At 60.5% G+C, this 23,820-nt stretch carries 15 protein-coding genes; 11 read left to right on the top strand and 4 right to left on the bottom strand.

Annotated features, from left to right (window positions below):
- Window positions 1–709 precede the first annotated feature (709 nt).
- The 3 genes from DBY20_04590 to DBY20_04580 all read left to right on the top strand — a co-directional run bounded on the left by DBY20_04590 (window position 710) and on the right by DBY20_04580 (window position 3,861).
- Window positions 710–2,125 carry a hypothetical protein gene (locus DBY20_04590; protein PWL79155.1) on the top strand — a complete coding sequence of 472 codons (1,416 nt, stop codon included), beginning with the start codon at window positions 710–712 and terminating at the stop codon, window positions 2,123–2,125.
- A gap of 33 nt (window positions 2,126–2,158) precedes the next feature.
- On the top strand, window positions 2,159–2,983 hold the full coding sequence (locus DBY20_04585) for a prolipoprotein diacylglyceryl transferase (protein ID PWL79421.1): 825 nt from the start codon (window positions 2,159–2,161) through the stop codon (window positions 2,981–2,983).
- A 74-nt stretch (window positions 2,984–3,057) separates the two neighbouring features.
- Entirely contained in the window at window positions 3,058–3,861 is an 804-nt protein-coding gene (locus tag DBY20_04580) for a YebC/PmpR family DNA-binding transcriptional regulator (GenBank protein ID PWL79154.1), read from the top strand.
- 59 nt (window positions 3,862–3,920) lie between these two features.
- Here the strand turns inward: DBY20_04580 and DBY20_04575 are convergent, their stop codons facing one another.
- The 4 genes from DBY20_04575 to DBY20_04560 all read right to left on the bottom strand — a co-directional run bounded on the left by DBY20_04575 (window position 3,921) and on the right by DBY20_04560 (window position 9,050).
- The gene (locus DBY20_04575; protein PWL79153.1) at window positions 3,921–6,524 is read right to left on the bottom strand and encodes a hypothetical protein; all 2,604 of its coding nucleotides are present in this window, start codon (window positions 6,522–6,524) and stop codon (window positions 3,921–3,923) included.
- Between the two features lie 368 nt (window positions 6,525–6,892).
- The gene (locus tag DBY20_04570) at window positions 6,893–7,921 is read right to left on the bottom strand and encodes a Holliday junction branch migration DNA helicase RuvB (protein PWL79152.1); all 1,029 of its coding nucleotides are present in this window, start codon (window positions 7,919–7,921) and stop codon (window positions 6,893–6,895) included.
- A complete protein-coding gene (gene ruvA / locus DBY20_04565; protein ID PWL79151.1) occupies window positions 7,918–8,502 on the bottom strand; it encodes a Holliday junction branch migration protein RuvA in 585 nt (194 codons plus the stop codon). The genes DBY20_04570 and ruvA overlap by 4 nt, the downstream gene beginning before the upstream one ends.
- Entirely contained in the window at window positions 8,499–9,050 is a 552-nt protein-coding gene (locus tag DBY20_04560; GenBank protein ID PWL79150.1) for a crossover junction endodeoxyribonuclease RuvC, read from the bottom strand. The genes ruvA and DBY20_04560 overlap by 4 nt, the downstream gene beginning before the upstream one ends.
- 183 nt (window positions 9,051–9,233) lie before the next feature.
- Here DBY20_04560 and DBY20_04555 point away from each other — a divergent pair, with 183 nt between their 5' ends.
- From DBY20_04555 to DBY20_04520, 8 genes are all read left to right on the top strand, one after another.
- Window positions 9,234–10,478 carry a methionine adenosyltransferase gene (locus tag DBY20_04555; GenBank protein ID PWL79149.1) on the top strand — a complete coding sequence of 415 codons (1,245 nt, stop codon included), beginning with the start codon at window positions 9,234–9,236 and terminating at the stop codon, window positions 10,476–10,478.
- A 7-nt stretch (window positions 10,479–10,485) separates the two neighbouring features.
- Window positions 10,486–12,780, top strand: coding sequence for a primosomal protein N' (gene priA / locus DBY20_04550; protein PWL79148.1), 2,295 nt, complete (start codon window positions 10,486–10,488; stop codon window positions 12,778–12,780).
- A gap of 259 nt (window positions 12,781–13,039) precedes the next feature.
- Window positions 13,040–13,381 (top strand): 50S ribosomal protein L19, encoded by a 342-nt coding sequence (locus tag DBY20_04545; protein ID PWL79147.1) that lies wholly within the window; start codon window positions 13,040–13,042, stop codon window positions 13,379–13,381.
- 65 nt (window positions 13,382–13,446) lie between these two features.
- Window positions 13,447–14,064: a ribonuclease HII gene (locus DBY20_04540; GenBank protein PWL79146.1), complete on the top strand. Its 618-nt coding sequence runs from the start codon at window positions 13,447–13,449 to the stop codon at window positions 14,062–14,064.
- A 99-nt stretch (window positions 14,065–14,163) separates the two neighbouring features.
- Complete coding sequence (secD, locus tag DBY20_04535) at window positions 14,164–15,993, top strand: protein translocase subunit SecD (protein ID PWL79145.1); 1,830 nt, start codon at window positions 14,164–14,166, stop codon at window positions 15,991–15,993.
- Window positions 15,994–17,646: a protein translocase subunit SecF gene (gene secF / locus DBY20_04530; protein PWL79144.1), complete on the top strand. Its 1,653-nt coding sequence runs from the start codon at window positions 15,994–15,996 to the stop codon at window positions 17,644–17,646. It abuts the gene before it with no gap.
- Between the two features lie 135 nt (window positions 17,647–17,781).
- Complete coding sequence (recJ, locus tag DBY20_04525) at window positions 17,782–21,501, top strand: single-stranded-DNA-specific exonuclease RecJ (GenBank protein ID PWL79143.1); 3,720 nt, start codon at window positions 17,782–17,784, stop codon at window positions 21,499–21,501.
- Window positions 21,502–21,504: 3 nt separating this feature from the next.
- On the top strand, window positions 21,505–23,820 hold the full coding sequence (locus tag DBY20_04520; GenBank protein ID PWL79142.1) for a GTP pyrophosphokinase: 2,316 nt from the start codon (window positions 21,505–21,507) through the stop codon (window positions 23,818–23,820).

Genomic DNA, 23,820 nt, shown 5'->3' with positions numbered 1-23,820 from the left:
GCGGTCTCGTGCTCAGGATCGAAACCTGCTGCAAAACCGAAGGCGAAGCCCAAGAAAGCAAAATCTGCTGTGGCATCCAAGCCAAAGAATGCGCGATGTTCTGCATCCAGGGCAGCATCAGGCCCGGATAGTAAGGGTTCAGTGGTGTACGGAGCGCGGGACGGGGTACCGGTCTTGCGATATCCCTCATCGAATTCCGGTGGCAAATATGCAGCGTCTGCCGTGGCTGAACAGCCGATATCAAGCACACCGGAAGATTCGGAATCAGGAGAAGTCTCGAATGGGCTTCGAAAGGGCCCGCTCGTTCTCATCATCGCACTTGTCATCGTCATCATTGCGCTGACCATCGCTGCGGTCGTGTCAATCTGGAGCCCCAAATTGAGTGTCGCTGACACGGCGGTGTCCGTGGTTCAGCAGCAAGCCGAGAGTTCCGGTGACATGGTGCAGGAACCGCCCACGACCTCGGAGTGGCCAGCAAGAACCGGGGATGTACGAGTTTGGCCTTCGATGCGCTGATGTAGTCAGACGGATTTTTCTCACTCGTTTGTCGTCGATTTCTTGAATCCTATTTTGCTCCGAATTCACTCCGTTTTTACTCCGAAATCGGTCTGGTTTTGCTCAGATTCTCGGGGTGGTTCACTCGGTTCGTCCTGACGCACAATCGCAAGGTCTGGCATGGGGCCAGCGTGACACGCGAAGGACGGCAAACATGATGAGAACACATGTACATATGGATACGCGGGGTGGAAGTCGCCTGGTCACGGCGCTGCTTGCTTTTGCGTTGCTCGCGTATGCGATGTCGGCTGGTGCGGGAATGGAGATGGTCTGGGGTGACGAGCCCGTTGGAGAGCCCATCGCAGACGATGCTCTGAATGACGAAGCAGGCGGCTTGGAAGATGCGCCAAGCGACGATCGGGGCGACCAGGAGGCGCTTGAGCCCTACGACAGCTCAGAGCCTGAAAAGTCGAGTGAAGAGGAGCGGCGCATGCTCGAGGGGCTATCCTCCCTTCGCGCGAAGCTTGATGCCGTATGCACGCAGCTTGTGTCAGGGTGGGTAGCTTTCGATGATGCTCGCGCCGCTTTCGAGCGAAGCACATGCGCGCAGGAGACTCTCACACGTGCTGATAAGGACGCGCAGGAGCGCGTCGCTGGGCTCGAACATGCGCGACATAGGGTGCTCGTGCTCCTCAAGCTCGTTCAGGATGAGCTGATGCAAAGCGATGAATACACCACGCATGCACTCATGACAGGATCATCCACCTTGCGTGACGTCACGCTTCGACACGATATGCTCGAGCGCCTCATGATCGCCGAAGGCGAGCAAATGCGCAGATTGATCCGTGATCAGAAGCGCTTGCGCACGGCCATTGTGCTTGAGGCGGCATGCGCCCATCATGCACGGCAAGAGCTGCGTGCCTCGATTCGGTCGGTTAACGATCTAGCCTACAAGGTTGAGGAAGAATGCGCACGTCTGAGGCAATGCGTGAAGGAGGTCGAGTTTTCGGTCGAGGAAGGGGGCGATAGCGTCCCGGCGCTTGTCGAGGCGAAAGATGCCATGCGCTCCGCAGTTCGTGACGCCCTCTCTTTGCTTGCCGATGCAGAACAGGGCATTGGCTCATGGTATGACGAGCTCGATGCGCGGGCGGATGCTCAGGGGGCTCTTTCGTTTGGCGAGGGCATCGACTTTGCGCTTGACGAGGATGCATTCATCGAGACCTGGGGCACTGCGATAGACGAGTATTTCGCAGATCGCGATCGAACAGCCGGTGCGATGCCCCTGCAAGGTCACGGGCGCGAGATGGCGGCTTCGGCCTATCGCCATAAAGTCGATCCACGCCTCTGCGCGGCAATTAGCGTCGCCGAGTCCGGCGGCGGACAATCATGCATCAGGCCCCATAACGCCTGGGGATGGGGTGCGGCCGATAGCGACCCATATGGCCTTGCTGCCGAGTGGTCATCCTTTGCGGAGGCAATTGAGGCGTGGCATGAGGGTATGGTGACGTCAACGAGCGGGCTCGCCTCGGCAAAGACCGTAAGCGGCCTGGGAGGCATCTACTGCTCATCGCCTGCTTGGGGCGTCACGGTTATCGAGGAGATGGGGCGCATCAGCGAATATGCGCGCTGAGGGAATGAGCTTGCCTGTGCTACCATGCTCGGCATGTTAAACGAGCTGTATCATTCCATCGACCCTGTCCTTTTCAGCATCGGCCCGCTGAGCGTCCGCTGGTACGGGCTCGCCTACGTCGCGGGCTTCATTTGCGCGGGCCTCATCGTGTACTTCTATGCCAAGCATTGGAAGCTGCGTTTCAGCTCCTATGACACGCTCGTCTTCGTCTGCTACTGCGCGTTTGGCATCATCATCGGCGCACGTCTCGGGTATTGCCTCTTCTATGGGGACGGGTACTACTTTGCGCATCCTCTCGAGATCTTCGCGGTCTCGAATGGCGGCATGTCTTTTCACGGTGGGCTTGTCGGCATTGTCATCGCCGGTCTCATCTACTCGCGCGTATACGGCATGCCCTTTCTCACGCTTGCCGATCTCGTCTCGTGTGCCGTTCCCGTGGGGCTCTTCTTCGGCCGCTGCGCGAACTTCGTGAACGGCGAGCTCTATGGTGCTCCGACGGATCTGCCCATCGGCGTTGACTTCACCGGAACGGGGGTCATGTACCACCCTTCCCAGCTTTACGAGGCGCTGCTTGAGGGCCTTGTCATCTTCTTCGTGCTTTGCGCGCTGTCGCGCAAGGCGGATCCTCCACGTCCACGCGGCTTCTTCCTCGGGACCTTCCTCGTGCTCTACGGCGTCTTCCGCATCCTTATCGAATTCGTGAGGCTGCCCGATGTGCAGCTCGGCTACTTCTTCGGAACCTGGGGCACGATGGGACAGCTCCTTTCGCTCCCGATGCTCGTCGTGGGTATCTGCCTGCTTGCATGGAGTCTCGTACGCAAAGATCCCCAAAGGGGCATGCCCGCAAATCGGGTATGAACGGTTTGCTACACGAACATAGGCGGGAGTGCTAGAATACTGCGGTCAATCCAATAGCACGGAAGGATTCATTCATGTCCGGACATTCCAAGTGGGCAACCACCAAACATCGCAAGGCGGCGCAGGACTCCAAGCGCTCTGCGATGTTCTCCAAGCTCAGCCGTATCATTACCGTCGCAGCAAAGACCGGCGGCGATCCCAATCCCGAGAACAACGCATCCCTGGCGGCGGCCATCGCCAAGGCCAAGGGCTATTCCATGCCCAAGGACAAGATCAAGGTCGCGATCGACAAGGCCTTTGGCTCGGGTGCCGATGCGGCGAACTTCGAGGAAGTTACCTACGAGGGCTATGGTCCTGCCGGTATCGGTGTGTACGTCGAGTGCCTGACGGACAACCGCAACCGCACCGCCGCGGACGTGCGCAGCGCGTTTTCGCATTCGGGTGGCAACCTGGGCGCAAACGGCTCGGTCGCGTACATGTTCGACCGCAAGGGCCAGATCACCGTCTTGAAGGAGATCGAGACGGGCGACAAGAAGAATCCTACCGCTCCCAATGGCGCGGCTGCCGATTCCGACGAGTTCGAGATGGCCGTTATCGAGGCTGGCGCGGACGATTACGAAGAGGCCGATGACGAGTGGATCGTCTTCACCGAGCCGAGCGACCTCATGGCCGTGCGCAGTGCTCTCGAGGAGCAGGGCGTCGAGGTCAAGGGCGCCGAGCTCATCTTCGAGCCCAACAATCCCACGGCCATTTCCGTTGCCGATGCCAAGAAGGTGCAGCGCCTCATCGACAAGCTCGAGGAGTTCGACGACGTCCAGAACGTCTATAGCACGATGGATATCACCGACGAGATTGCCGCGGCCCTCGAGGAGGACTAGGAATCATCTCATCCGATCATCGAGAAGGCCCGTGCATCCCGCACGGGCCTTCTTTGTCACTACCTGAAGGGGTCGTCGCTGTGGGCTATGGCCTCGAGCGTCTTCCTGCGCCGGTGCAGCGCATAGGCGCAGCTGATGCAGGCACACGCCACGAGGGCAAGTACCGCAAGAGCAACCCGTGCGAGAAAGTCACCGGTGAGGGGCGATCCTGCAAGGGTTGCGGTGCCGGCGGATTTGCCGTCTGCCGTTGGTATTGCGGCATCGGGGTCAACCTCGCCGCTCGTCACCGTCTGGGCGACATCCTCGAGGTCCGCGTGCTCGGCAACCACGTTACCGTCGTGTTCGAGCGTTTCGAAGGCGACGAGCACCTGGCTCGATTGCGCCCTTGCGTCAAATCCATACTCGACATCTACGGAGCCCGAGACCTCCTGCGGGACGAATGGCACCTCGGCGCTCACGGGAGCACCGTCTGCGGTGAGGGCGCAGCCCGTCTCCTTGTCCATGAGCACGCCCTTGAACCGGTACTGTTCGCCAGGAACGAGATTTGCGTAGTTGACCGTATCGATGATGGCCACAGCCTCGGCATGCGCGTCGAAGACCTTGTCACCATCAGATTTGTCCGTTGCGCTTGAGCTCAGCTTCACGGTCTTGATCGTCTGTCTTTCGTCCTCAAAGTCTTGATGGCTGGCGATGAGGCGCCCTTCCCCGTCAGTGAGCTTGTCGAAGACGACGATATCATGGCCGGCTATTCCGGTCGTATCGACGGGAAGCTCCATGTCGACATGCCCCTCGGATGCATCGGGTGTGAACTCGGTATAGGCGAAGATGACCTTGCCCTGGGCGTCCCTGAGTGCGTTTCCAGTCGCCTTGTCATTGAGCGTGCAGCTTGCAGTATACGATTGACCGGGCTTGAGACCGTCGTAACTGATGCATTCCATGATCGCGGCATTGGCGCCCATGACGTAGTTGTCGAGATCTGCCGCGTCCTGCGCCGTTGCGATGACGATGGGCTCGACGCCGAGCGTCTGCTCGGCGCTATCCGCACCATCGGATGTGATGTTCATCCCGTCATCCGAGACGAGCTCGACGCGTACTATGATGTTTTCTCCTGCGAGCTTCGAGGTGTCGAGCGTAACCTGAATGTCAAGCTTGCCGTTTTGCCGCTGGGCGACGAATTCCTGTGATGCAAAGGCGGGCGTGCCATCGGGCCCCGGTACGCTCTCGCCCGTGCTCTGGACGAATGCAGAACAATTGACGCGGTAGCTCTTGCCGATAACGAGATTGCGATAGTCGATTGACTCGCTGACGATGGCGTTTTCCATAGGACGGATGAGCTTGTCGGCATCAGTCGCATCGGTTGCCGAGCCCGAAACCCCAGGTCGCGTATTGACGATGTTATCGAGTTTGACGGTAAAGTCGTCACGATTGATGGAGAACTGCGTCGAGATGAGGTTCGTTCCCGCGTTTGCAGCGCACGGCAGCTCCTGGAGCAGGTACGAGCCGTAGGGGAGGGCGCCACGCGTGTCATCGGCAGGGGAGGTCATACCCGTCGCATCCATCGAAAACCAGGTGCCGCATGCGCTCGTGAGCTTCGTCTCGTCAAGTTTGTAGACGCCATCGATGTTCGCGAGGATGGCGGCGTCGCTCCTGTTCGTATCGAGAGCATGAGGGGAGCGCTCTGCGCTGGACGTGAAGTCCCCGTGTTCGTTCGTCACGACCACGTGGCTTTCGGTGAGATCCGGACCTTCGCCATTGGCATACGAGAGCAGGAAGGGAATCCCCGCAAGCGTCATGCCGCCCTCGTCGACTTTCCTGAACATGATGTCGCCACGTACGACGGCGAGGGTTTCCTCGAGGGGCTCGAAGTTGAGCAAGGGCTCGACCTCGGTCCTGTCCTGCGTCATGACATCGAAGCTCAAGACGGTGTTGACGGGAGAGAAGCCGGCGGGTGCGTGCTCGAGGGTCACCGTATAGTGCCCGAGGGGTAGGACGAGGAGGCCATGCGGCCCCTCGTAGAGGGGAGAGCCCTCGACAAGATGCTCGCGCGAAAGACGCACTTCGCCGTTCTCGTCCGACGTGAAGGTCCAGCTGCGCGTGGGGCCGGCAAGGATCTTGTCATCATCGAAGCTGTCGAAGTGGGAGATGACGTAGCGGGCGTTGCCGAGGCGTGCTCCGGCAACATCGGCCGCGTTGCCTGTCTCCGCGTTAATCTCGCGGACGAGCAGCTCTGGCGCGGCAAAGCCCGGAGCCGCGCTTGCCTTGATGCAGGCGCTTGCCCCGACCGCGACGTCGACTTGCTGCAAATGCGTGGAGAGGGCAAACCCCGGGGAAGCGAGCTCTTCGCGCACGAAGTATCTGCCGGGATGCAGGTTTGGGAGGCGTGCGTGGCCAGACTCGTCGGTTATGAGCTCTCCGGCTTTTTGCGTGCATTGATAATCCGTATACACGCCAAAGTGCGCATCTGCAAGGGAGTAGAGGGAGTTACCGCTGCTCAAGCCCGGTAGATCGCTCGTGTACTCGAGTTCGATACCGCCCTCGTCGTTTGCCAGGGATCGTGCCATGGGAAACGCCGGTAGGGAGAAGAGAACGACACATGCAATGGTCGCAATCAGGGCAGTGGCGGCCCACCAATTAGAGTCATGCGTTCGACTGCGTGTTTTCATACGAATGTCCTTTCCGTGCTTCATGGAATAGCCTGAGTTCTCATGCGACGATGCCGCATGGGCAGCTGGGAAGCTATCGCAGATGCAACGGAGCGAACCACCCCGAGAATCTGAGCGTTTTCGGGGTAAAACAGGAGCATTTTCGGACCAAAATCAGAGTGAAACCGGAAAGCGGCAGCTAAATGGGGCTGTCATTGTTGGTGAGATTTCTCGACTCCGCTCACTTCGTTCGCTTCGCTCGAAATGACAATAATTGTCATTCCGACCGCAGGGGTGCGTGGGCGCATCCCGTTGTCATTCCGACCGGAGGGGCCGCAGGCCCCGAAGTGGGGTAATCTCCCACTACGCACGAAACAACCGCGAATATCCTATTCAACAGGGTATGGCACACCCAGATGCGCGAATGCCTTGTGCGTTGCCTGGCGCCCTTTGGGGGTGCGGTTGACGAGGCCCTGCTTGAGGAGGAAGGGCTCGTAGACGTCCTCGATGGAATCGACTTCCTCGCCCAATGCGCTTGCGAGCGCGGACAGGCCGACGGGACGCCCTTCGAAGGTGTTGACGAGCATGTCGAGGATGCGGTTGTCCATGGGGTCGAGGCCAAGCTCGTCGACTTCGAAGAAGGCCAGCGCCTCACGGGCAACCTGCTCGTCTATGAAGCCGTTGCAGCGCACTTGCGAGAAGTCGCGTACGCGTCTGAGCAGACGATTTGCCAAGCGTGGTGTCGCACGGGCGCGCGAGGCGATCTCGTACGCGCCGGCATCGTCGATGTCGATGGAGAGAATGGTGGCCGAGCGCACGACGATGTCCTTGAGCTCGTCGCTCGAGTAGTAGTCCATGTGGAATGCCGCGCCGAAGCGATCGCGCAGCGGGCCGGTGAGCATGCCCGTGCGCGTGGTGGCGGCAATGAGCGTGAAGCGGGGGATGTCCAGGCGTATGGAACGGGCTGCAGGGCCCTGGCCGATGACGATGTCGATCGCGTAATCTTCCATGGCGGGGTAGAGGACTTCCTCGACGGCCCGGTTGAGACGATGTATCTCGTCGATGAAGAGGATGTCGCCTTCCTCGAGGTTGGTGAGGATGGCGGCGAGATCCCCTGCACGGTCGATGGCGGGACCTGAGGTCGTGCGTATCTGGACGCCCATCTCGTTTGCGACGACGCTGGCAAGCGTCGTCTTGCCGAGGCCCGGAGGTCCCGAGAAGAGCAGGTGGTCGAGTGCCTCGCCACGCATGCGTGCGGCTTGGATGAGAACGGAGAGATTGTCCTTGATACGACTCTGGCCAAGGTAATCGTCGAGCGTCTTGGGGCGCAAATTGACCTCTGATCGAGCGTCCTCGGGTTGCTCGTGCGCATCCACGATGCGTTGGGCGTTCTCGAAATCGGGGGCCTCCCAGATCATTGCGTGCCTCCCATGTGCTTGAGTGCATAGCGAATGATGCTGCTCGTGTCTGCCTCGGTGCAGCCCTTGAGCGCCGTGGCTACTTCCTCGTTGCTGAAGCCCATGGACTCAAGTGCTGCGGCGGCATCTTGCAGGGGACGGTTTGTCTCGTCAAGCGCGAGAGTCTCGAAAGTGCCGCTTGTTTTGAGAACCCCCTGAAGCTCGAGAATCATGCGTTGCGCGATTTTCTTGCCAACACCGGGGATGGTCGATATGGCGGTGACGTCGCCTGCGGCAATGTGCGCGACGAAGTCGGCGGGCTTGAAGGTAGAGAGGGCCGAGATCGCCATCTTGGGGCCGATGCCGCTCACGGCAATGAGCTTCTCGAAGAGCTCCCGCTCGGCGGGCTCGGAAAACCCGAAGAGCGAGACGTCGTCTTCCTTGACGTGCAGGTACGTCCAGACCTGGGCAGGGTTGCCGCAGGCGGGAAGCGTGGCGAGCGCGTGGACGGACATCGCAAGCTCGTAGCCAATGCCGCCGGCCTCGATGATGGCACTTTCTGCATCCTTGTAGGCGACGATGCCCTTGATGAAAGCGATCACGCTACTTCTCCTTGCCGTATGCGATCTTCTAGCTGCTGTTGGACCTGTCTCTCGATGGACCTCGCCTTGCGCAGGCGCGCGTGCGTGATGGCTGCTGCCAGGGCGTCTGCCGCGTGGTCTGGCTTGGGCTCGTGGTCGAGCTTGAGTACGGCCCGTACCATGTACTGGATCTGCTTCTTGTCTGCCGAACCCGTGCCCACGAGCGTCTGCTTGATCTGCATGGGGGTGTACTCGTCGTATTCGAGGCCCTTGTATGCGCAGGCGACCAGAGCCGCGCCACGCGCCTGTGCCGTGGGGATGGCTGACTTTGCATTGGTGCCGAAGTAGATGCCCTCGACCGAGAGTTCCGAAGGAAGATAGCGATCGATGATCTCGAGAAGGTTGTCGTGGATGATTGCGAGGCGCATGGGCAGGTTGTGGTTCTTGCTCGTGGTGATGCAGCCGTAGGCGACGGGACTTACCCGCGCTCCGTTGCAGCGGATGATGCCCCAGCCCGTATTGGCCAGCCCCGGATCGATGCCCATGATGATATGTGAGCCCACGCGCATTCCTTCGATACAAACAAATGTTCGTGAATAGGATACCCGTTCGATTCTGCGCATGCAAGCCGGTCTTGCCAGATGGCGAGTTTCAACTCGGTGGCATTGTTCTTCATCGAGAGTAGCGTTGTGATAACCTATCGCCTATATGTTTTTGGCCGTGCGCGGCCACGCTTCTAGGAGCTGCTGGTAATGAGCAAGAATTCGTATCTCTTCACCTCGGAATCCGTCACCGAGGGACATCCTGACAAAATCTGCGATCAAATCTCGGACGCCATTCTCGACGCGGTGCTTGCCAAGGAGATTCAGCTTGCCGAGGCAAACTACACTGCCCCCAACGGCATGCCCGCCGATCCCAAGAACGCGCGCGTCGCATGCGAAACGGTCACGAGCACGGGTCTGGTCATGGTCACGGGCGAGATTCGCACGCAGGCCTACATCGACGTCGACCGCATCGTGCGCGATACGATCCGCGAGATCGGCTACACTCGCGCCAAGTTCGGCTTTGACGGCAATACCTGTGGCGTCATCAACGCCATTCACGAGCAGAGTCCCGATATCGCCCAGGGCGTCGACGCGAGCTCCGAGTTCAAGGAAGACGGCGCCGACGAGCTCGACGTTTTCGGTGCCGGTGATCAGGGCATGATGTTCGGTTTTGCTTGCAACGAGACTTCGCAGCTCATGCCCATGCCCATCTACCTCGCTCATCGTCTGTCCGAGCAGCTTACCAAGGTGCGCAAGGACGGTACGCTCGAGTACCTGCGCCCAGACGGCAAGACGCAGGTGTCGGTGCGCTACGTCGATGACAAGCCCGTTGCCGTCGAGAAGATCCTCATCTCGACGCAGCATTCCGACGACGTCACGCAGGACCAGATTCGCGCCGACATGATCGAGTACGTCATCAAGCCGGTCTTTGCGAAAGAGGGCATCACCTACGAGGATGCCCAGATATACGTGAATCCCACTGGTCGCTTCGTCATCGGCGGCCCGATGGGCGATGCCGGCCTCACGGGCCGCAAGATCATCGTCGACACCTATGGCGGCATGGGTCGTCATGGCGGCGGCGCGTTTTCGGGCAAGGATCCCACGAAGGTCGATCGCAGCGGCGCCTATGCGGCACGTTGGGTTGCGAAGAACGTCGTGGCCGCCGGTCTTGCCGACAAGTGCGAGGTGCAGGTGGCATATGCCATCGGCGTGGCCCGTCCCTTGAGCCTCATGGTCGAGACCTTCGGCACCGAGCATGTCGATGCGGATGTCATCGAGAAGGCCGTCGAGGAGGTCTTCGACCTGCGCCCCGGTGCCATCCTGCGCGATCTCGACCTGCAGCGCCCCATCTATCGTCAGACAGCTGCGTATGGTCACTTCGGCCGTGCGGAGTTCCCCTGGGAGCAGACCAATCGCGTCGACGAGCTCAAAGCTGCCTGCGGCCTGAGCTGACGACTGCATGCTCGTCGCATCGGTCATAGTCGATATCGCGACTCGGGCACTTGACAGGCCCTTCAATTATCTTGTTCCGTCGCAGCTCGTGCCGAGCGCGCAGGTGGGTTGCGCGGTCAGCGTCGATTTCGGGAATCGTCCCGTTGTCGGCTACATCATTGAGCTCGTCGAGATGGACGAGGAGCGATGTGCGGCGCTCGTCGGTGACATCTCTAAGCTCAGGCCCCTGCTCGGCGTGCTCTCCGAGCCATATTTCGATACGGTATCGGCTTCGCTTGCCACCTGGATAGCGCACGAGTATCTCTGCACCTTGCCCGAGGCGCTCCACCTCTTCACGCCGCCTGGTGGTTCCCCCAAGGTAAAGCGCGTCGAGGGGGAGTGGCAGCTCGTTTTCCCCGGCGTCGGTCCGGTCGATGACCGTTGGGCTGTCCTCACCGAGGAGGCATCGGATTTCGTGCCCGCCAAAAACGCCGCAAAGCAGCAACGCGTCCTCGAGGCGCTTTCGTGCGGTGGCATGCGTGTCGTGGAGTTGTCCGCGCTCCTCGGCAACGTCAACGCGACGCTCAAATCCCTCGAGAAGCGGGGCGTCGTGCGCATCGAGAACCGCAGGCACATGCGCGGCGCCATGCCGGCCGTACATGGCGCATGCTGTGCCGCCGACCAGCTCACGCAAGGCCAGGAGCATGCCCTTGCCGCGATTCACGCGACTGCCGCCGGTGAAACGGCTTCCAACGTCGTCGTGCTCGATGGCATCACGGGCTCGGGCAAGACCGAGGTGTACCTGCGCGCCATTGACGAGACCCTGCAAGCGGGAAAGTCCGCCATCGTGCTTGTTCCCGAGATAGCCCTCACGCCCCAGACGGTGGGCAGGTTCAGGGCTCGTTTTTCGGATGACGTCGCGGTTTTGCATTCGCGTCTCTCGGCGGGCGAGCGCTTCGATCAGTGGGACCTCATTCGCCAGGGCAGGGCGCATGTCGTCGTAGGTACGCGCAGCGCCTTGTTCGCGCCCGTGGCAGATCTCGGGCTCGTCATCATCGACGAGGAACACGATTCCTCCTACAAGCAGGACAACGCGCCGCGCTACGATGCGCGTGTCGTAGCCCGCAAGTTGACCGAAATGCGCGGGGCGATGCTCATCCTGGGTTCGGCCACGCCGAGCATCGATACGCTTGCGTCATGCGCGGGCGGTGCGCGCTGCGAGCGTGCCTGGCAACGTGTCGTGCTTGGCGAGCGTCCGAGCGGTCAGCCCTTACCCGACGTGCAGGTCGTCGATATGGCACGGGAGTTCAAGGGTGGCTCGCGTTCGATGTTTTCCCAGGTGCTTGTCGATGCGCTGGTAGACGTATACGAGCGCAAGGAGAAGGCCGTGCTGCTGCTCAACCGGCGCGGTTTCGCCTCATTCGTGCTTTGTCGCGAATGCGGTTTCGTTCCCGAATGTCCGCATTGCTCGACTTCGCTCACCTATCACGAGCGTTCGGCCACGCTCGTCTGCCACCACTGCGGTCATATCGAACCCATGCCGGCAACCTGCCCCCAATGCGGCAGTCCGTACCTGCGCAAGTTCGGTGCCGGTACCGAGCGCGTGGAGGCCGAACTGCGCCAGGTCGTTCCCGATGACATGCCCATCATCCGCATGGATGCCGACACCACCAAGGCGAAGGGCGCGCACGAACGCCTTCTCGGGGAGTTTTCCGCGAGCGAAGGCGGCATTCTTCTTGGCACCCAGATGATCGCGAAGGGTCTCGACTTTCCCGATGTCACGCTCGTTGGCGTCATCAATGCCGACACCACGCTCAAGCTTCCCGACTTTCGCGCACCCGAGCGCACGTTCCAGCTGCTCGAGCAGGTGAGCGGCCGTGCGGGTCGCGCCGACAAGCCCGGTCGCGTCATCGTCCAGACCTACTGGCCCGAGCACCCTGCGATTCTTGCCGCGGCCGCGCACGACAGGGAGCTTTTTCTCGAACAGGAGCTACCCTCGCGCGAGGAGCTCGGCTATCCACCCTATGTGCGCCTTGCGAACGTGCTCGCGTGGGGCAGGAACGAGCAGGCGGTGCGCCAGGTCATCACCGAGCTGACGCTTGCCATCAACTCGTCCATGATCTCGGCAGGGCAGGAATGGGAGGTACTCGGTCCTTCGCCGTGCCTGCTCTCGCGCCTGCGAGGCCTCTATCGCTGGCATACCCTCATCAAGGCGTCCATCGGCGCGGATGTCTCCGCCATAATCGAACCCGTTCTCAAGGCGCGCAAGGTCAATGACGAGGTGCGTATCGCCGTGGACATCGACCCCGACAACCTCTTCTAGCCTGCTGTCCCATCCTTTGCGTGCAGGCAAACCGCCTCGCCTCGATGGTCGCTTCCCGACAGCCCGCTTCGCGGTCTTTACGGCGCGCTCCCTTAGACCTCGACTCGACGGCTTGCCTGCACGCATGTCGCACAAGTGAAGGTCAAAAAATCGTTGCCTCGTACTTCGCATTGCTGTATTCTGTCTCTTCGCGTCGTTTCCTCCGTGAGGATAGGCCTGCACGTGAAACGAATGGCACGATGAGAAAAAGGATCAGACAATGGACTACATCCGCGCAATCGAGCAGCAGCAGATCAAGGAGATTCCCGAGTTCTTCCCGGGCTCCCATGTAAAGGTTCACTACCGCATCAAAGAGGGTAACCGCGAGCGCATCCAGGTGTTCGAGGGCGACGTCATCCGTCGTCACGGCTCCTCCAACCGCGAGACCTTCACGGTCCGCAAGGTGTCCTTCGGCGTCGGCGTCGAGCGTACCTTCCCCGTACATTCTCCCAAGATCGAGAAGATCGAGGTCGTTCGTCATGGTGCCGTACGTCGTGCCAAGCTCTACTATCTGCGCGACAAGGTCGGCAAGGCCGCCCGTCTGCGCGAAAAGGGCTTCTAATCGGCCTCACCAAACAAGAACGCGAAGAGCTCCGCAGGGTACATACCGCGGAGCTCTATTCTTATATGCGCGAGCTTGCACCCGAGGGCATCGTCGTCGGCATTGACGAGGTGGGTAGGGGAGCGTTGGCCGGCCCCCTCGTCGTCGCCTGCGTGGCCCTGCCCGACGAGCCGCAGATCGTGGGGCTCGATGACTCGAAGAAGCTCTCGCCCAAGCGACGCGAGGAGCTTGCCACGCAGATTGACGAGCTGGCCCTTGGCGTGGGCATCGCACATGTCGAGCCCGAGGAGATCGATGCCTGCGGCATGGCCGCATCCCTACGCGTCGCGATGGTTCGCGCGCTTACGGCGTGCAAAAGCGATCTTGCCGTCCGTGGCAACGATGACGATATCGCCACCGTGCTTATCGACGGCAATCCCGTGCACATCCACGAGGGAGAGCTTTGCGTCGTCAAGGGCGACGGCAAAATTGCCTGCATCGCAGCGGCGAGCATCGCCGCGAAGGTCGCCCGCGACAAACTCATGTGCGCGTATGCCCAGGATTATCCGGCATATGGCTTCGAGGGCAACAAGGGCTATGGCTCTGCCGCGCACATTGCCGCGCTCAAGGAGCACGGGGCAAGTAGCATCCACCGCCGGAGCTTTCTGGGCAACATACTCGCCGAGCAGCAGTCTCTGTTGTAGAATGTTGGGTCATGCGCGTATGGCCCGCGTGCACATATTACGAGCCTGCGCACACCATACACATCGAGGAAACTTGCATCGAACGTACAGGAGTCTTTAATGGCGCAACGCAAGTCGTCTGGAAGCGGCTCGGGCAAGAAGCCCGAGTCGGACAGCGAGAAGAAGAAGCGCGCGAAGGAGCGCGAGAGGGCCGCCAAGCAGCGAGCCAAGGACCGGGCAAGGCAGGAGAAGGACGCCGAGCGTTACCGCAAGGCAGCCGAGGCCGCACGTAAGCGCGCCGCTGACGAGCGCGCAAAACGCGCAGCTCAGGAAAACGACCCCGTCTATCAGGAGAAGAAGCGCAAGGAGGCCGAAAAGCTCAAGGAGCGCGGCAAGCGCGAGATGGAGAAGCAGCGCAAGCGCTCGGAGCGTCGAGGCGCCGCAGCCGCACGCTCCAAGGCAAAGATAGACGAGCGCGAAGCCCAGAAGAAGAACGGCATCTCGAGCGTGGAGCGCAAGCGTCGTCAGCGCGAATACGCCGATCTCGAACGTCGCCAGGCCCTTGCGAAGCAGAAGAAGGCCGGCGCCTCCAAATCCAAGCGCAATAGCAAGAGCCTCGCCTGCCTCGTTCTCATAATCATCCTTGCCATCGCCTCGGCAATCGCACTGTACCCGCCGCAAGACAAGATCACGATGGGTCTGGACATCCAAGGTGGCGTCTCCGTCAACCTCAAGGCATCGACCACCGATGGCTCGCCCATCACCGCCGAGCAGATGGAACAGACGCAGCTCGTCATCTCCAACCGCGTCAACGCATCCGGTGCCGCCGCCGCGACCATTCAGCAGCAGGGCAGCGATGCCTTCCTCGTGCAGGTTCCGGGTGCGGCCGAGAATTCACAGGCCATCCTCGACACGTTGAGTAGCCAGGGTGTTCTGGAGTTCGTGGATGTCTCCACCATTACCGACGAGACGGTACGCAACTACATCAACCAGGGTCTCACGGGCATGAACCTCAAGAAAGAGGGCGTGTCCTACACGCCGTTCATGACGGGCGAGAACGTCGAGAACGTCACGGTCGATCGTCCGCAGGCTTCGGCCGAGTACGCCGTCAACCTCCAGCTTGACGCGACGGGTACCTCCGAGTTTGCCTCGGTGACCCGCCAGCTCGTGAGCACTAACGGCAAGATCGCGATTCTGCTCGACGGCGTCGTCGAGTCGGCCCCGGCGGTCCAGTCTGCCATCACCAATGGCCAGGTGCAGATTACCGGCAATTATACCGTCGAAGAGGCAAACGCCCTCAAGACCATCATCGACTCCGGCTCGTTACCCGTCTCGCTCTCCATCGAGCAAGCCTCGACGGTCGGCCCCACGCTCGGTCAGCAGGCGCTGTGGTCGGGCATACTCGCGGCCCTTATCGGCATCGCGCTTGTCGTGGTGTGGCTCCTCATCTTCTACAAGGGGCTTGGCTTGTTGCCTGCAGCGTCGATTTTCCTCATGTCCGTCGTGTACCTCGGCTTGCTTGCCCTGCTCTCCCAGGTGGGATGGTTCTCGCTCACCTTGCCTGGCATCGCGGGCATCATCGTCAACATAGGCATGTCCGCCGACTCCTCGATTCTCATCATGGAATGTTTCCACGAGCAGATACGCGAGGGCAAATCGGTCAAGACGGCGGCAACCGCGGGCGTCAAGGAAGGCATCTTCACCTCGCTTGACGCCGATGTGGTAACGCTCGTCTCGGCACTCATCCTCTACTTCTTCGCCATGGGTGACGTTCGCGGCTTCGGCCTTACGCTGGCCCTCGGCATCATCTGCGACCTTGTCGTCATGGCACTGTTCAGCGGCCCCATCATGCGTGTTCTCGGCCCGCGCGTCATCGATCGCCATCCTGCGTTCTGGGGGATTGTCGATGACGTCAACGAGGGCGAATACGTCGTGAAGGAGGCGATGTAAATGTACTCGTTGAGACCTCATACCAAATTCGATTTCGTCAGGCTCTGGAAATACGGTTTCAGGCTTTCTGGCGTCCTGATCGCACTGGCAATCGTCGGTTTCATCGTCAGCACGGTGCTTACGGGCGCACCCCTCACGCTCGGCACCGAGTTCTCGGGTGGCACCTCCATCCAGATCAATGACGCCGGTGACGTTACGGAAGACGAGATAAAGGACGCGTTTGCCACGGCTGCAAGCGAGCTCGGCTATGAAACGCAGATTTCGTCGATCCAGACGGCCGCAAGCATGTCCGGTGGCAATGGCTACATTGTCAAGACGACCGATACCGTATCGACCAACGCGAGCGAGATCATGGGCCACGTCGAGCAGACCCTTGGTATTGACGAGGGATCGGTCGAGATCGAGACCATTGGCGCGAGCTGGGGTGCTTCGGTCATATGGAGCTCCATCCTGGCGTTCTTCCTCTCATGTCTCGGCATTTTGGCCGTCATTGCCATTCGCTATCGCGAGCCGCGCATGGGTGTCGTCGCGCTTATCTGTCTGTTCCACGATATGATCGTCGTGCTCGGCATCTATGCCTGGGCCGGTTTGTTCTTCCACATGGAAATCACCTCCGACGTTATCGCGGCTCTGCTGGCCATCATCGGCTACTCGCTTTACGATACCGTCGTCGTGTTCCACCGCATCAGCAAGAACGCTTCGCCGCAGATGAAGTGCAGCCTTCTTACCTGCGCCAACCGCTCTCTCAACGAAGTTATCGTGCGTACCATCAACACGTCGATCACCTCGGTCATCCCCGTTCTGTTTATGTTGATCATCGGCACTGACACGCTCGTTGACTTCGCCTTCGCGATGTTCTGCGGCATGGTCGTCGGCGTGTACTCGACGCTGGCCATCTCGGCCCCCATCTACACCAAGTGGAAGGCGAAGGAGCCCGCCTACGCCCGCCTCGAGAACAAGTACCCCTACGAGGTCGTGCAATCGCCGTTCACCAAGCAGATGATGATCGAAGCGCGCAAGGAGACGGCTGCCAAGCTCAAGGTCGAGAAGGAGGAGCGCGCAAAGCTCAAACAGGAAGAGCGAGAAGCCGCTGCCAAGATCAAGCAGGAGGAGAAGGAAGCCCAGCGCGAGGCCGCACGGGGTGAGCATGACATCGCCAAGACGACCAAGCGCAAGGCCGATCAGGCGCATGAAGAGCTCAAGCAGGCCGAGAAAGACGCCAAGGCCGCCCTCGATGAGGAGTTTGCGCCTGATAGGCTCGCTGTCGAGGCGGAGGAGGCCGAGGCTGCCGAAACGCCTGCCGAGAAAGCGACAGGGGCTGACGATGAGAAACAGCCCACCACGCCTGCTGGCACCGAGTCACAGGTAGACGCCGTGCAGGATGCTCCCGTGGAAGCCGTTGAGGAAATCGACGAAGAAGTCGTCGAAGAGATCGTGCCTGCTGAGGCTGCAGGGTCTGACGAGGAAACCGAAGCCGAGGTAGGCGAGGAGATTGCCGAGCAACCCGAGGAGCCGGCGGAGGAGTCCGAGCACGCAAGTGGTCGCTACTCGGCCGAGAAACGCTCCGATCAAGATGGCGATGTCATCACGACGACGAGCTTCTCGTATGGGTACACCACGGATGCAGGCGAAGGGGAGGACCGTCGGGACTAACGGGTCGTGACCACTCGTCTTTTCGGTGCATGAACTACCAGGGCGGGCCGTCATGTGCGGCTCGCCCTTTTACATTTGATCAGGGAAGATGCCGGGAGGAAAAACCATGTCTCAACCCCGTGCGAGAATCTCAGCATGAGCGGATTCGATCAACATAACACTCTGGTAGCACAGCCCATCGACGAGGCAGCGGTGGCCAACGTTGCAACCACGTGCGCGGTCGGTCCGCTCGTTTCGCGCGTCCTCGTCGCACGCGGCTTCGATACGCCCGAGCGCGTGCGCGAGTTTCTCTCTCCCTCGCTCGAGCGTGATTGGGTTGATCCTGCGTGCATACCCGGCATGCTGGAGGTTGCGGATTGTCTGCAAGCTGCCATCGAGTCTGGCAAGCGCATACTCGTATTCGGCGACTTCGACGTAGACGGCATCACGGCAACGGCCATCTCGGTGCGTGCGCTACGTGCGCTCGGTGCACAAGCGCAAGGTCTCATCCCGCATCGCTACGAGGAGGGCTATGCGCTCTCGGATGCGGCAATCGAGCGCGGCATGGCATATGAGCCAGATCTCATCATGACGGTCGATTGCGGTATCTCCTGCGCTCATGAGGTCGAGACTTTGCTCGAGCGCGGGGTCGAGGTCTGCATCACCGATCATCACGAGCCGGGTGACGCGGTCCCCGTCGGCGTTCCCATGACGGATCCTAAGCTCGACCCAAGCTGTCCCTCGCGCGACCTCGCCGGGGCGGGCGTTGCCCTCAAGCTCTTCTGCCTGCTGGGCGAGCGCATGGGCCAACCCGAGCTCTGGCTCGAGCTTACGGACCTTGCCGCACTCGGCACCATAGCCGATCTCATGCCGCTTCTGGGTGAGAATCGCGCGCTCGTTGCCCATGGTCTTGCGCGTATGCGCAACGCAACGCGTGTTGGTCTCCTGGCACTTTCCGCTGCTTGCAATGTCGAACCAGAAGCGCTCACCGCCACACGCCTTTCGTTCTCGCTTATTCCGCGTCTTAATGCCGCGGGCCGTATGCAGGAGGCAACGATTGCCTACGATCTGCTCATGTGCGATGAGCTCGATCAGGCGCAGCGCATCGCGGTCGAGCTCGAGCAAATCAACGACCTTCGCCGCCAGACGGAAGGCGAGCTCAACCTTCAGGTCGAGGAGCAACTCGCTGGAGCTGGTTCCGATGACGCGGTCATCGTGGCTGCCGGTGAAGGCTGGCACGAGGGTGTCAAGGGCATCGTCGCCTCGCGTATCGCGCGAGCCAAGAAGAAGCCCGTCATCATCTTCTCGATCGAGGACGGACAAGCTCGCGGCTCGGGACGCACCTATGGCGATATCAATCTCTTCGAGCTTGCCAGCACATGCTCTGACCTATTTGAGAAGTTCGGCGGTCATGCTGCAGCCATCGGTATCACGCTTCCTGCCAACAAGCTCGATGAGCTACGTCAGCGCCTTTGCAGCCAAGTGCTCGAGATGCGGCAAGAGGCACCCGATACCGGCATCCATGTCGACACCATCGCGTGCGTCGAGGAGTGCACGGTCGAGCAATTTAGCGAACTCGAGCTGCTGCAGCCTTGCGGCAATGGCAACCCGACGCCACTGCTTGCCCTGCATGATGTCTTTCTCGAAGACCGTGCCGCAGTCGGCAAGCAAGCCAATCACTTCCGCTTCAACGCAAGCGACGGCATTGCACAAGTGCCCGGCATCTATTTCGGGCCAGATAACATTCAAGAGCTCGTCGATTGCAATGCGATATGCGATGTCGTCTTCGAGCCGCTTGTTGACGAGTATCGCGGTCGCAAGAACCCCAAGCTCATGACGAAGAACATACTCCTGAGCCCCCGCATGCCTTCGCAGACGGACATGTCCGCGCGCATCGACGAGCTCTTTCTTGCGCAAGATGAGATATGCGAGACGGGTGATTACGCGGGCATCACCCAGGTGGCACGTTTCAACACCAAGGTTGTGGGCGTGAGCTACGAGAACCGCCAGGATGTCCTCGCTGGGCTCGAGGCAGGTGTCGAGCTTGCCCTCAGGCGCGATGCACACAACGAGTACGATGCCAACGCCATTGCCGTGACCTTGCTCGACGGCACGCAACTCGGTTACCTCAACAAGCATCTCGCCAAGCAGCTTGCCCCCGCCATGGATTCCGGCATTGCCTATGACGCGGCTGTGAGCGCCCTGACGGGCGGACCGCTCGATGCGAATGTCGATATGCGATCTCCAGGCCCTCTTGGCGTGCGCGATCCGGGTGTGACCACCAGGAGCTATGGCGTGAACATCGTCGTGCGGCGCATTGACCTCGACCTGAAGGAGCCTGCCGGTGATGCCGCTCCCTCGCTTGACGAGGCACGTGAGCGTTGGCAGACGCTTTCCCCTTCCGAGCTCGAGGATTCCCTGCGCACGGCGCTCATCGGCAATCATGAGCTGCATGAGGCGCAGGCCCACGCGCTCGATGCGCTTTCCCATGGGCGCAACACGCTCGCCATCATGGCGACGGGGCGCGGCAAGTCTCTCATCTTCCACTTGCATGCAGCCCGCATGGCGCTTCTCGAGGGCAAGGCGAGCATCTTCATCTATCCCTTGCGTGCTCTCGTGGCAGATCAGGCATTTCATCTGCAGGAGGTCTTCGCGCAGTTCGGGCTCGCTGTGTCCGTGCTTACGGGCGAGAGTTCCGAGGAGGTGCGCAAGGACGTCTATGCAGGTCTGGCGCAAGGGCGTGTCAACTGCGTGCTCACTACACCGGAGTTCCTCGCCATCCATGCCGATCGTTTCGCTCAATCCGGACGTATCGGTTTCGTCGTCGTGGACGAGGCCCATCACGTTGCCCTCGCACGTGCGGGCAATCGCAGCGCATATGCGGGGCTTGCCACCACGCTCGACGCTCTCGGCAACCCCCTCGTGCTAGCCGTCACGGCCACTGCCGGTACGGACGAGACCCAAATCATACGCCGGGTGCTCTCTATCGAGGAGCTCGTCCTCGATCCGACGGTGCGCGAGAATCTCAAGATTGACGATCGGCGCGACATCCGCAATCGCGAGCAGTATCTCGCGGGCATCGTCGCAAGCGGCGAGAAATGCGTCGCATATGTCAATTCGCGCGATCAGTCACTTTCGCTCACGCGCATGCTGCGCCATCGCCTGCCCGCGCTCGCCCCATACGTCGGCTTCTATAATGCAGGCCTGTCAAAGGCAGACCGAAAGGCGATAGAGGATGCTTTCAGGAGCGGCGAGCTGCGCTGCATCATATCCACGAGCGCCTTTGGCGAGGGCATCGACATTCCCGATATCGAGCACGTCGTCCTCTATCACTTGCCATTTAACGACATCGAGTTCAACCAGATGTCCGGGCGAGCGGGCCGCGATGGGCGCGATGCGACGATTCACCTGCTCTTCGGCTACGGAGACGCCCGCATCAACGAGAACATCCTCGAGTCCGGCGCACCGTCACGCGAGGCCCTCGTCGTTCTCTACCGCGTCTTGCGCGAGCTTTCCCAAGAAGCGGCCAAACGGGGGGAGGCCGGTTTCTCCTGTACCAACCACGAGCTCGCCGGGCGTGCCATGAAGCTCGACAGGCGCGTCAAGCTCGACGAGTCGAGCGTGTCTTGCGGCATCTCCGTCTTCCGCGAGCTTGGCTTCATCGAGACGAGCGGCGCGAGCGTCGCACGCTATATCACGCTCGTTCCCAATCCGGGGCATATGGAACTCGAGGAGTCCGTGCGCTATCGTGAGGGCCTCGAGGAGCTCGACACTTTCAAGGCATTCAAGAGCTGGGCGCTCAAATCCGATGCGCAGGAGCTGCTCGAGAGGTTCAATCGCCCCATTCTGCCCGACAATGAGCTCAAAGGCGCATAAGATATAGAGGAGGTGATCCACGTGAGCGACCAGAAGAACATAGCGACAGAGGCGCAAGATGAGCAGGCAACCGATCGCATCGATGTGCTCATCGAAAATGCCTCCGTATACCTGTCCGATGAGGATTGCGAGGCAATCGAGGAAGCATACCTCTTTGCCAAGGATGCTCACGAGGGCCAGTTCCGCAAATCCGGCGAGCCTTTCATCATGCATCCGGTCGAGGTTGCCATCATCCTCTCCGATTTGCGCATGGACAGCGACACCTTGCGCGCCGCGGTCTTGCATGACACGGTCGAGGATACCGAGTACACGCTTGACGACATACGCAAGAAGTTCGGTGATACGGTCGCAGAACTCGTGGACGGCGTCACCAAGATCAACAGCCTCGAGATCGAGTCCCTCAGCCATGCACAGGTCAATAACCTGCGCAAGATGCTCATGGCGATGAGCAACGACATTCGCGTCATCGTCATCAAGCTCGCCGACAGGCTTCATAACATGCGCACGCTCATGGCGTTGCGCGAGGATCGCCGCCTCTTCAAGGCGCGCGAGACCATGGAGATATACGCGCCGCTCGCCAATCGTCTCGGCATGGGCTCGATCAAATGGGAGCTCGAGGACCTTTCGTTCTTCTACCTCGAGCCTGCCAAATATCAGCAGGTTCAGAAGATGGTCAACGAGACGCGTGAGGCACGTGAGAAATACCTTGCCCAGGCCATGGAGGCACTGCGCGAGGAGCTCGACCGCGTGGGCCTCGCGGACGCGAAGATATACGGCCGTCCCAAGCACTTGTACTCCATCTACCAGAAGATGAAGAAGAAGGAAAAGGGCTTTTCGGAGATTTACGACCTCATCGGCCTGCGCATTATCGTCGACTCCATCCCCGAGTGCTATTCGAGTCTGGGCGCCGTTCACAACCTGTGGCATCCCATCCCGGGGCGCTTCAAGGATTACATCGCGATGCCCAAGTTCAACATGTACCAATCGCTGCACACGACGGTCATTGGCCCGGCGGCGCGTCCCCTCGAGATTCAGATTCGCACCGAGGAAATGCACCGCATGAACGAGTATGGTGTCGCGGCGCACTGGCGCTACAAGGAAGGCGCCACGAAGGACCGTGCGGCGCGCAGCTTCGACGAGAAGCTCACCTGGTTGCGCGAGATGCTCGATTGGCAGCAGGAGACAAGCGATCCGCAGGAGTTCATGGAGTCGCTCAAGGTAGACCTCTTCGAGAGCGAGGTTTTCTGCTTCACTCCCAAGGGTGAGGTCATCAGCCTGCGTGCGCGCTCCACACCGCTCGACTTCGCCTACGCCATTCATACGGAAGTCGGAAACCACTGCGTCGGCGCGAAGGTCAACGGTTCGATCGTTCCGCTCACGTATACCCTGCAGATGGGTGACCGCGTCGAGATCCTCACGCACAAGAACGCCTCGCCTTCACGCGACTGGCTGTCCATTGTCAACACGCCACGTGCACGCTCCAAGATCAGGGCGTACTTCGCCAAGATCACGCGCAACGACGATCTTGAGCGTGGACGCGACTACATCGTGCGCGAGGCACGCAAGAACGGCGTCACGCTTTCGAGCGCTAAGATGACGCCGGCTTTCGCCGAGGTCGCCGAGGCGCTCAACTTCAAGAACGCCGACGAGATGTACGTCGCGGTTGGTGCAGGCAATCTCTCGCCCAAGCAGGTCATGCACCGGGCGGTGCGCATCATCAACAAGGCAGCGGGTGCCGGGAGCATCGCAGCGGCAGAGCCGGCAACGGAGCACATCGTCCTTCCCGAGGTGACGCCACGCGGCGAGGGCAAGCGCAAAGGCAAGAAGTCCACGCACAACAAGACGGGCGTCATCGTCAAGGGACTCGATGACGTATATGTGCGCCTTTCGCATTGCTGCAATCCGCTTCCCGGTGATGACATCATTGGCTTCATCACGCGCGGACGCGGTGTCTCTGTGCATCGCTCCGATTGCCCTAACGCGGACGATCTGCGTCGCAATCCCGAGCGTATCATCGAGGTCGCCTGGGAGGGTGAGACCGAGGCCGTCTATCAGGTCGAGATCTACATCGAGGCCATCGACAGGCTGCGTCTGCTGCAAGACATCGTCATGTTCCTCGCTGATTCCGGTGTCAATATCGTGTCATGCACGACGACGACGCACAAAGACGATATTGTCGAGATGCGCTTCGTGTTCGAAGTCTCCGATCTCGCCATCGTCAATCGTATTTTGTCCGATACCAAGAAAATCGACGGTGTCTTCGGTGCGTCTCGCGTGCTGCCGGGCAAGCAGAAGGACACCGTACCCAAAAACGCATAG

The sequence above is a fragment of the Coriobacteriia bacterium genome (genome assembly GCA_003149935.1).
Classification (GTDB): domain Bacteria; phylum Actinomycetota; class Coriobacteriia; order Coriobacteriales; family QAMH01; genus QAMH01.
Note: the sequence above shows the minus strand (reverse complement) of the source record. Positions and strands in the feature narration are given on the sequence as shown.

Coding starts and splice junctions, on each gene's coding strand:
- DBY20_04580 (PWL79154.1), top strand. CDS start 3,058: ATGTCCGGACATTCCAAGTGGGCAACCACCAAACATCGCAAGGCGGCG.
- priA (PWL79148.1), top strand. CDS start 10,486: ATGCTCGTCGCATCGGTCATAGTCGATATCGCGACTCGGGCACTTGAC.
- DBY20_04585 (PWL79421.1), top strand. CDS start 2,159: ATGTTAAACGAGCTGTATCATTCCATCGACCCTGTCCTTTTCAGCATC.
- DBY20_04560 (PWL79150.1), bottom strand. CDS start 9,050: ATGCGCGTGGGCTCACATATCATCATGGGCATCGATCCGGGGCTGGCC.
- DBY20_04570 (PWL79152.1), bottom strand. CDS start 7,921: ATGATCTGGGAGGCCCCCGATTTCGAGAACGCCCAACGCATCGTGGAT.
- DBY20_04545 (PWL79147.1), top strand. CDS start 13,040: ATGGACTACATCCGCGCAATCGAGCAGCAGCAGATCAAGGAGATTCCC.
- recJ (PWL79143.1), top strand. CDS start 17,782: ATGAGCGGATTCGATCAACATAACACTCTGGTAGCACAGCCCATCGAC.
- DBY20_04540 (PWL79146.1), top strand. CDS start 13,447: ATGCGCGAGCTTGCACCCGAGGGCATCGTCGTCGGCATTGACGAGGTG.
- secF (PWL79144.1), top strand. CDS start 15,994: ATGTACTCGTTGAGACCTCATACCAAATTCGATTTCGTCAGGCTCTGG.
- DBY20_04575 (PWL79153.1), bottom strand. CDS start 6,524: ATGAAAACACGCAGTCGAACGCATGACTCTAATTGGTGGGCCGCCACT.
- secD (PWL79145.1), top strand. CDS start 14,164: ATGGCGCAACGCAAGTCGTCTGGAAGCGGCTCGGGCAAGAAGCCCGAG.
- DBY20_04555 (PWL79149.1), top strand. CDS start 9,234: ATGAGCAAGAATTCGTATCTCTTCACCTCGGAATCCGTCACCGAGGGA.
- DBY20_04590 (PWL79155.1), top strand. CDS start 710: ATGATGAGAACACATGTACATATGGATACGCGGGGTGGAAGTCGCCTG.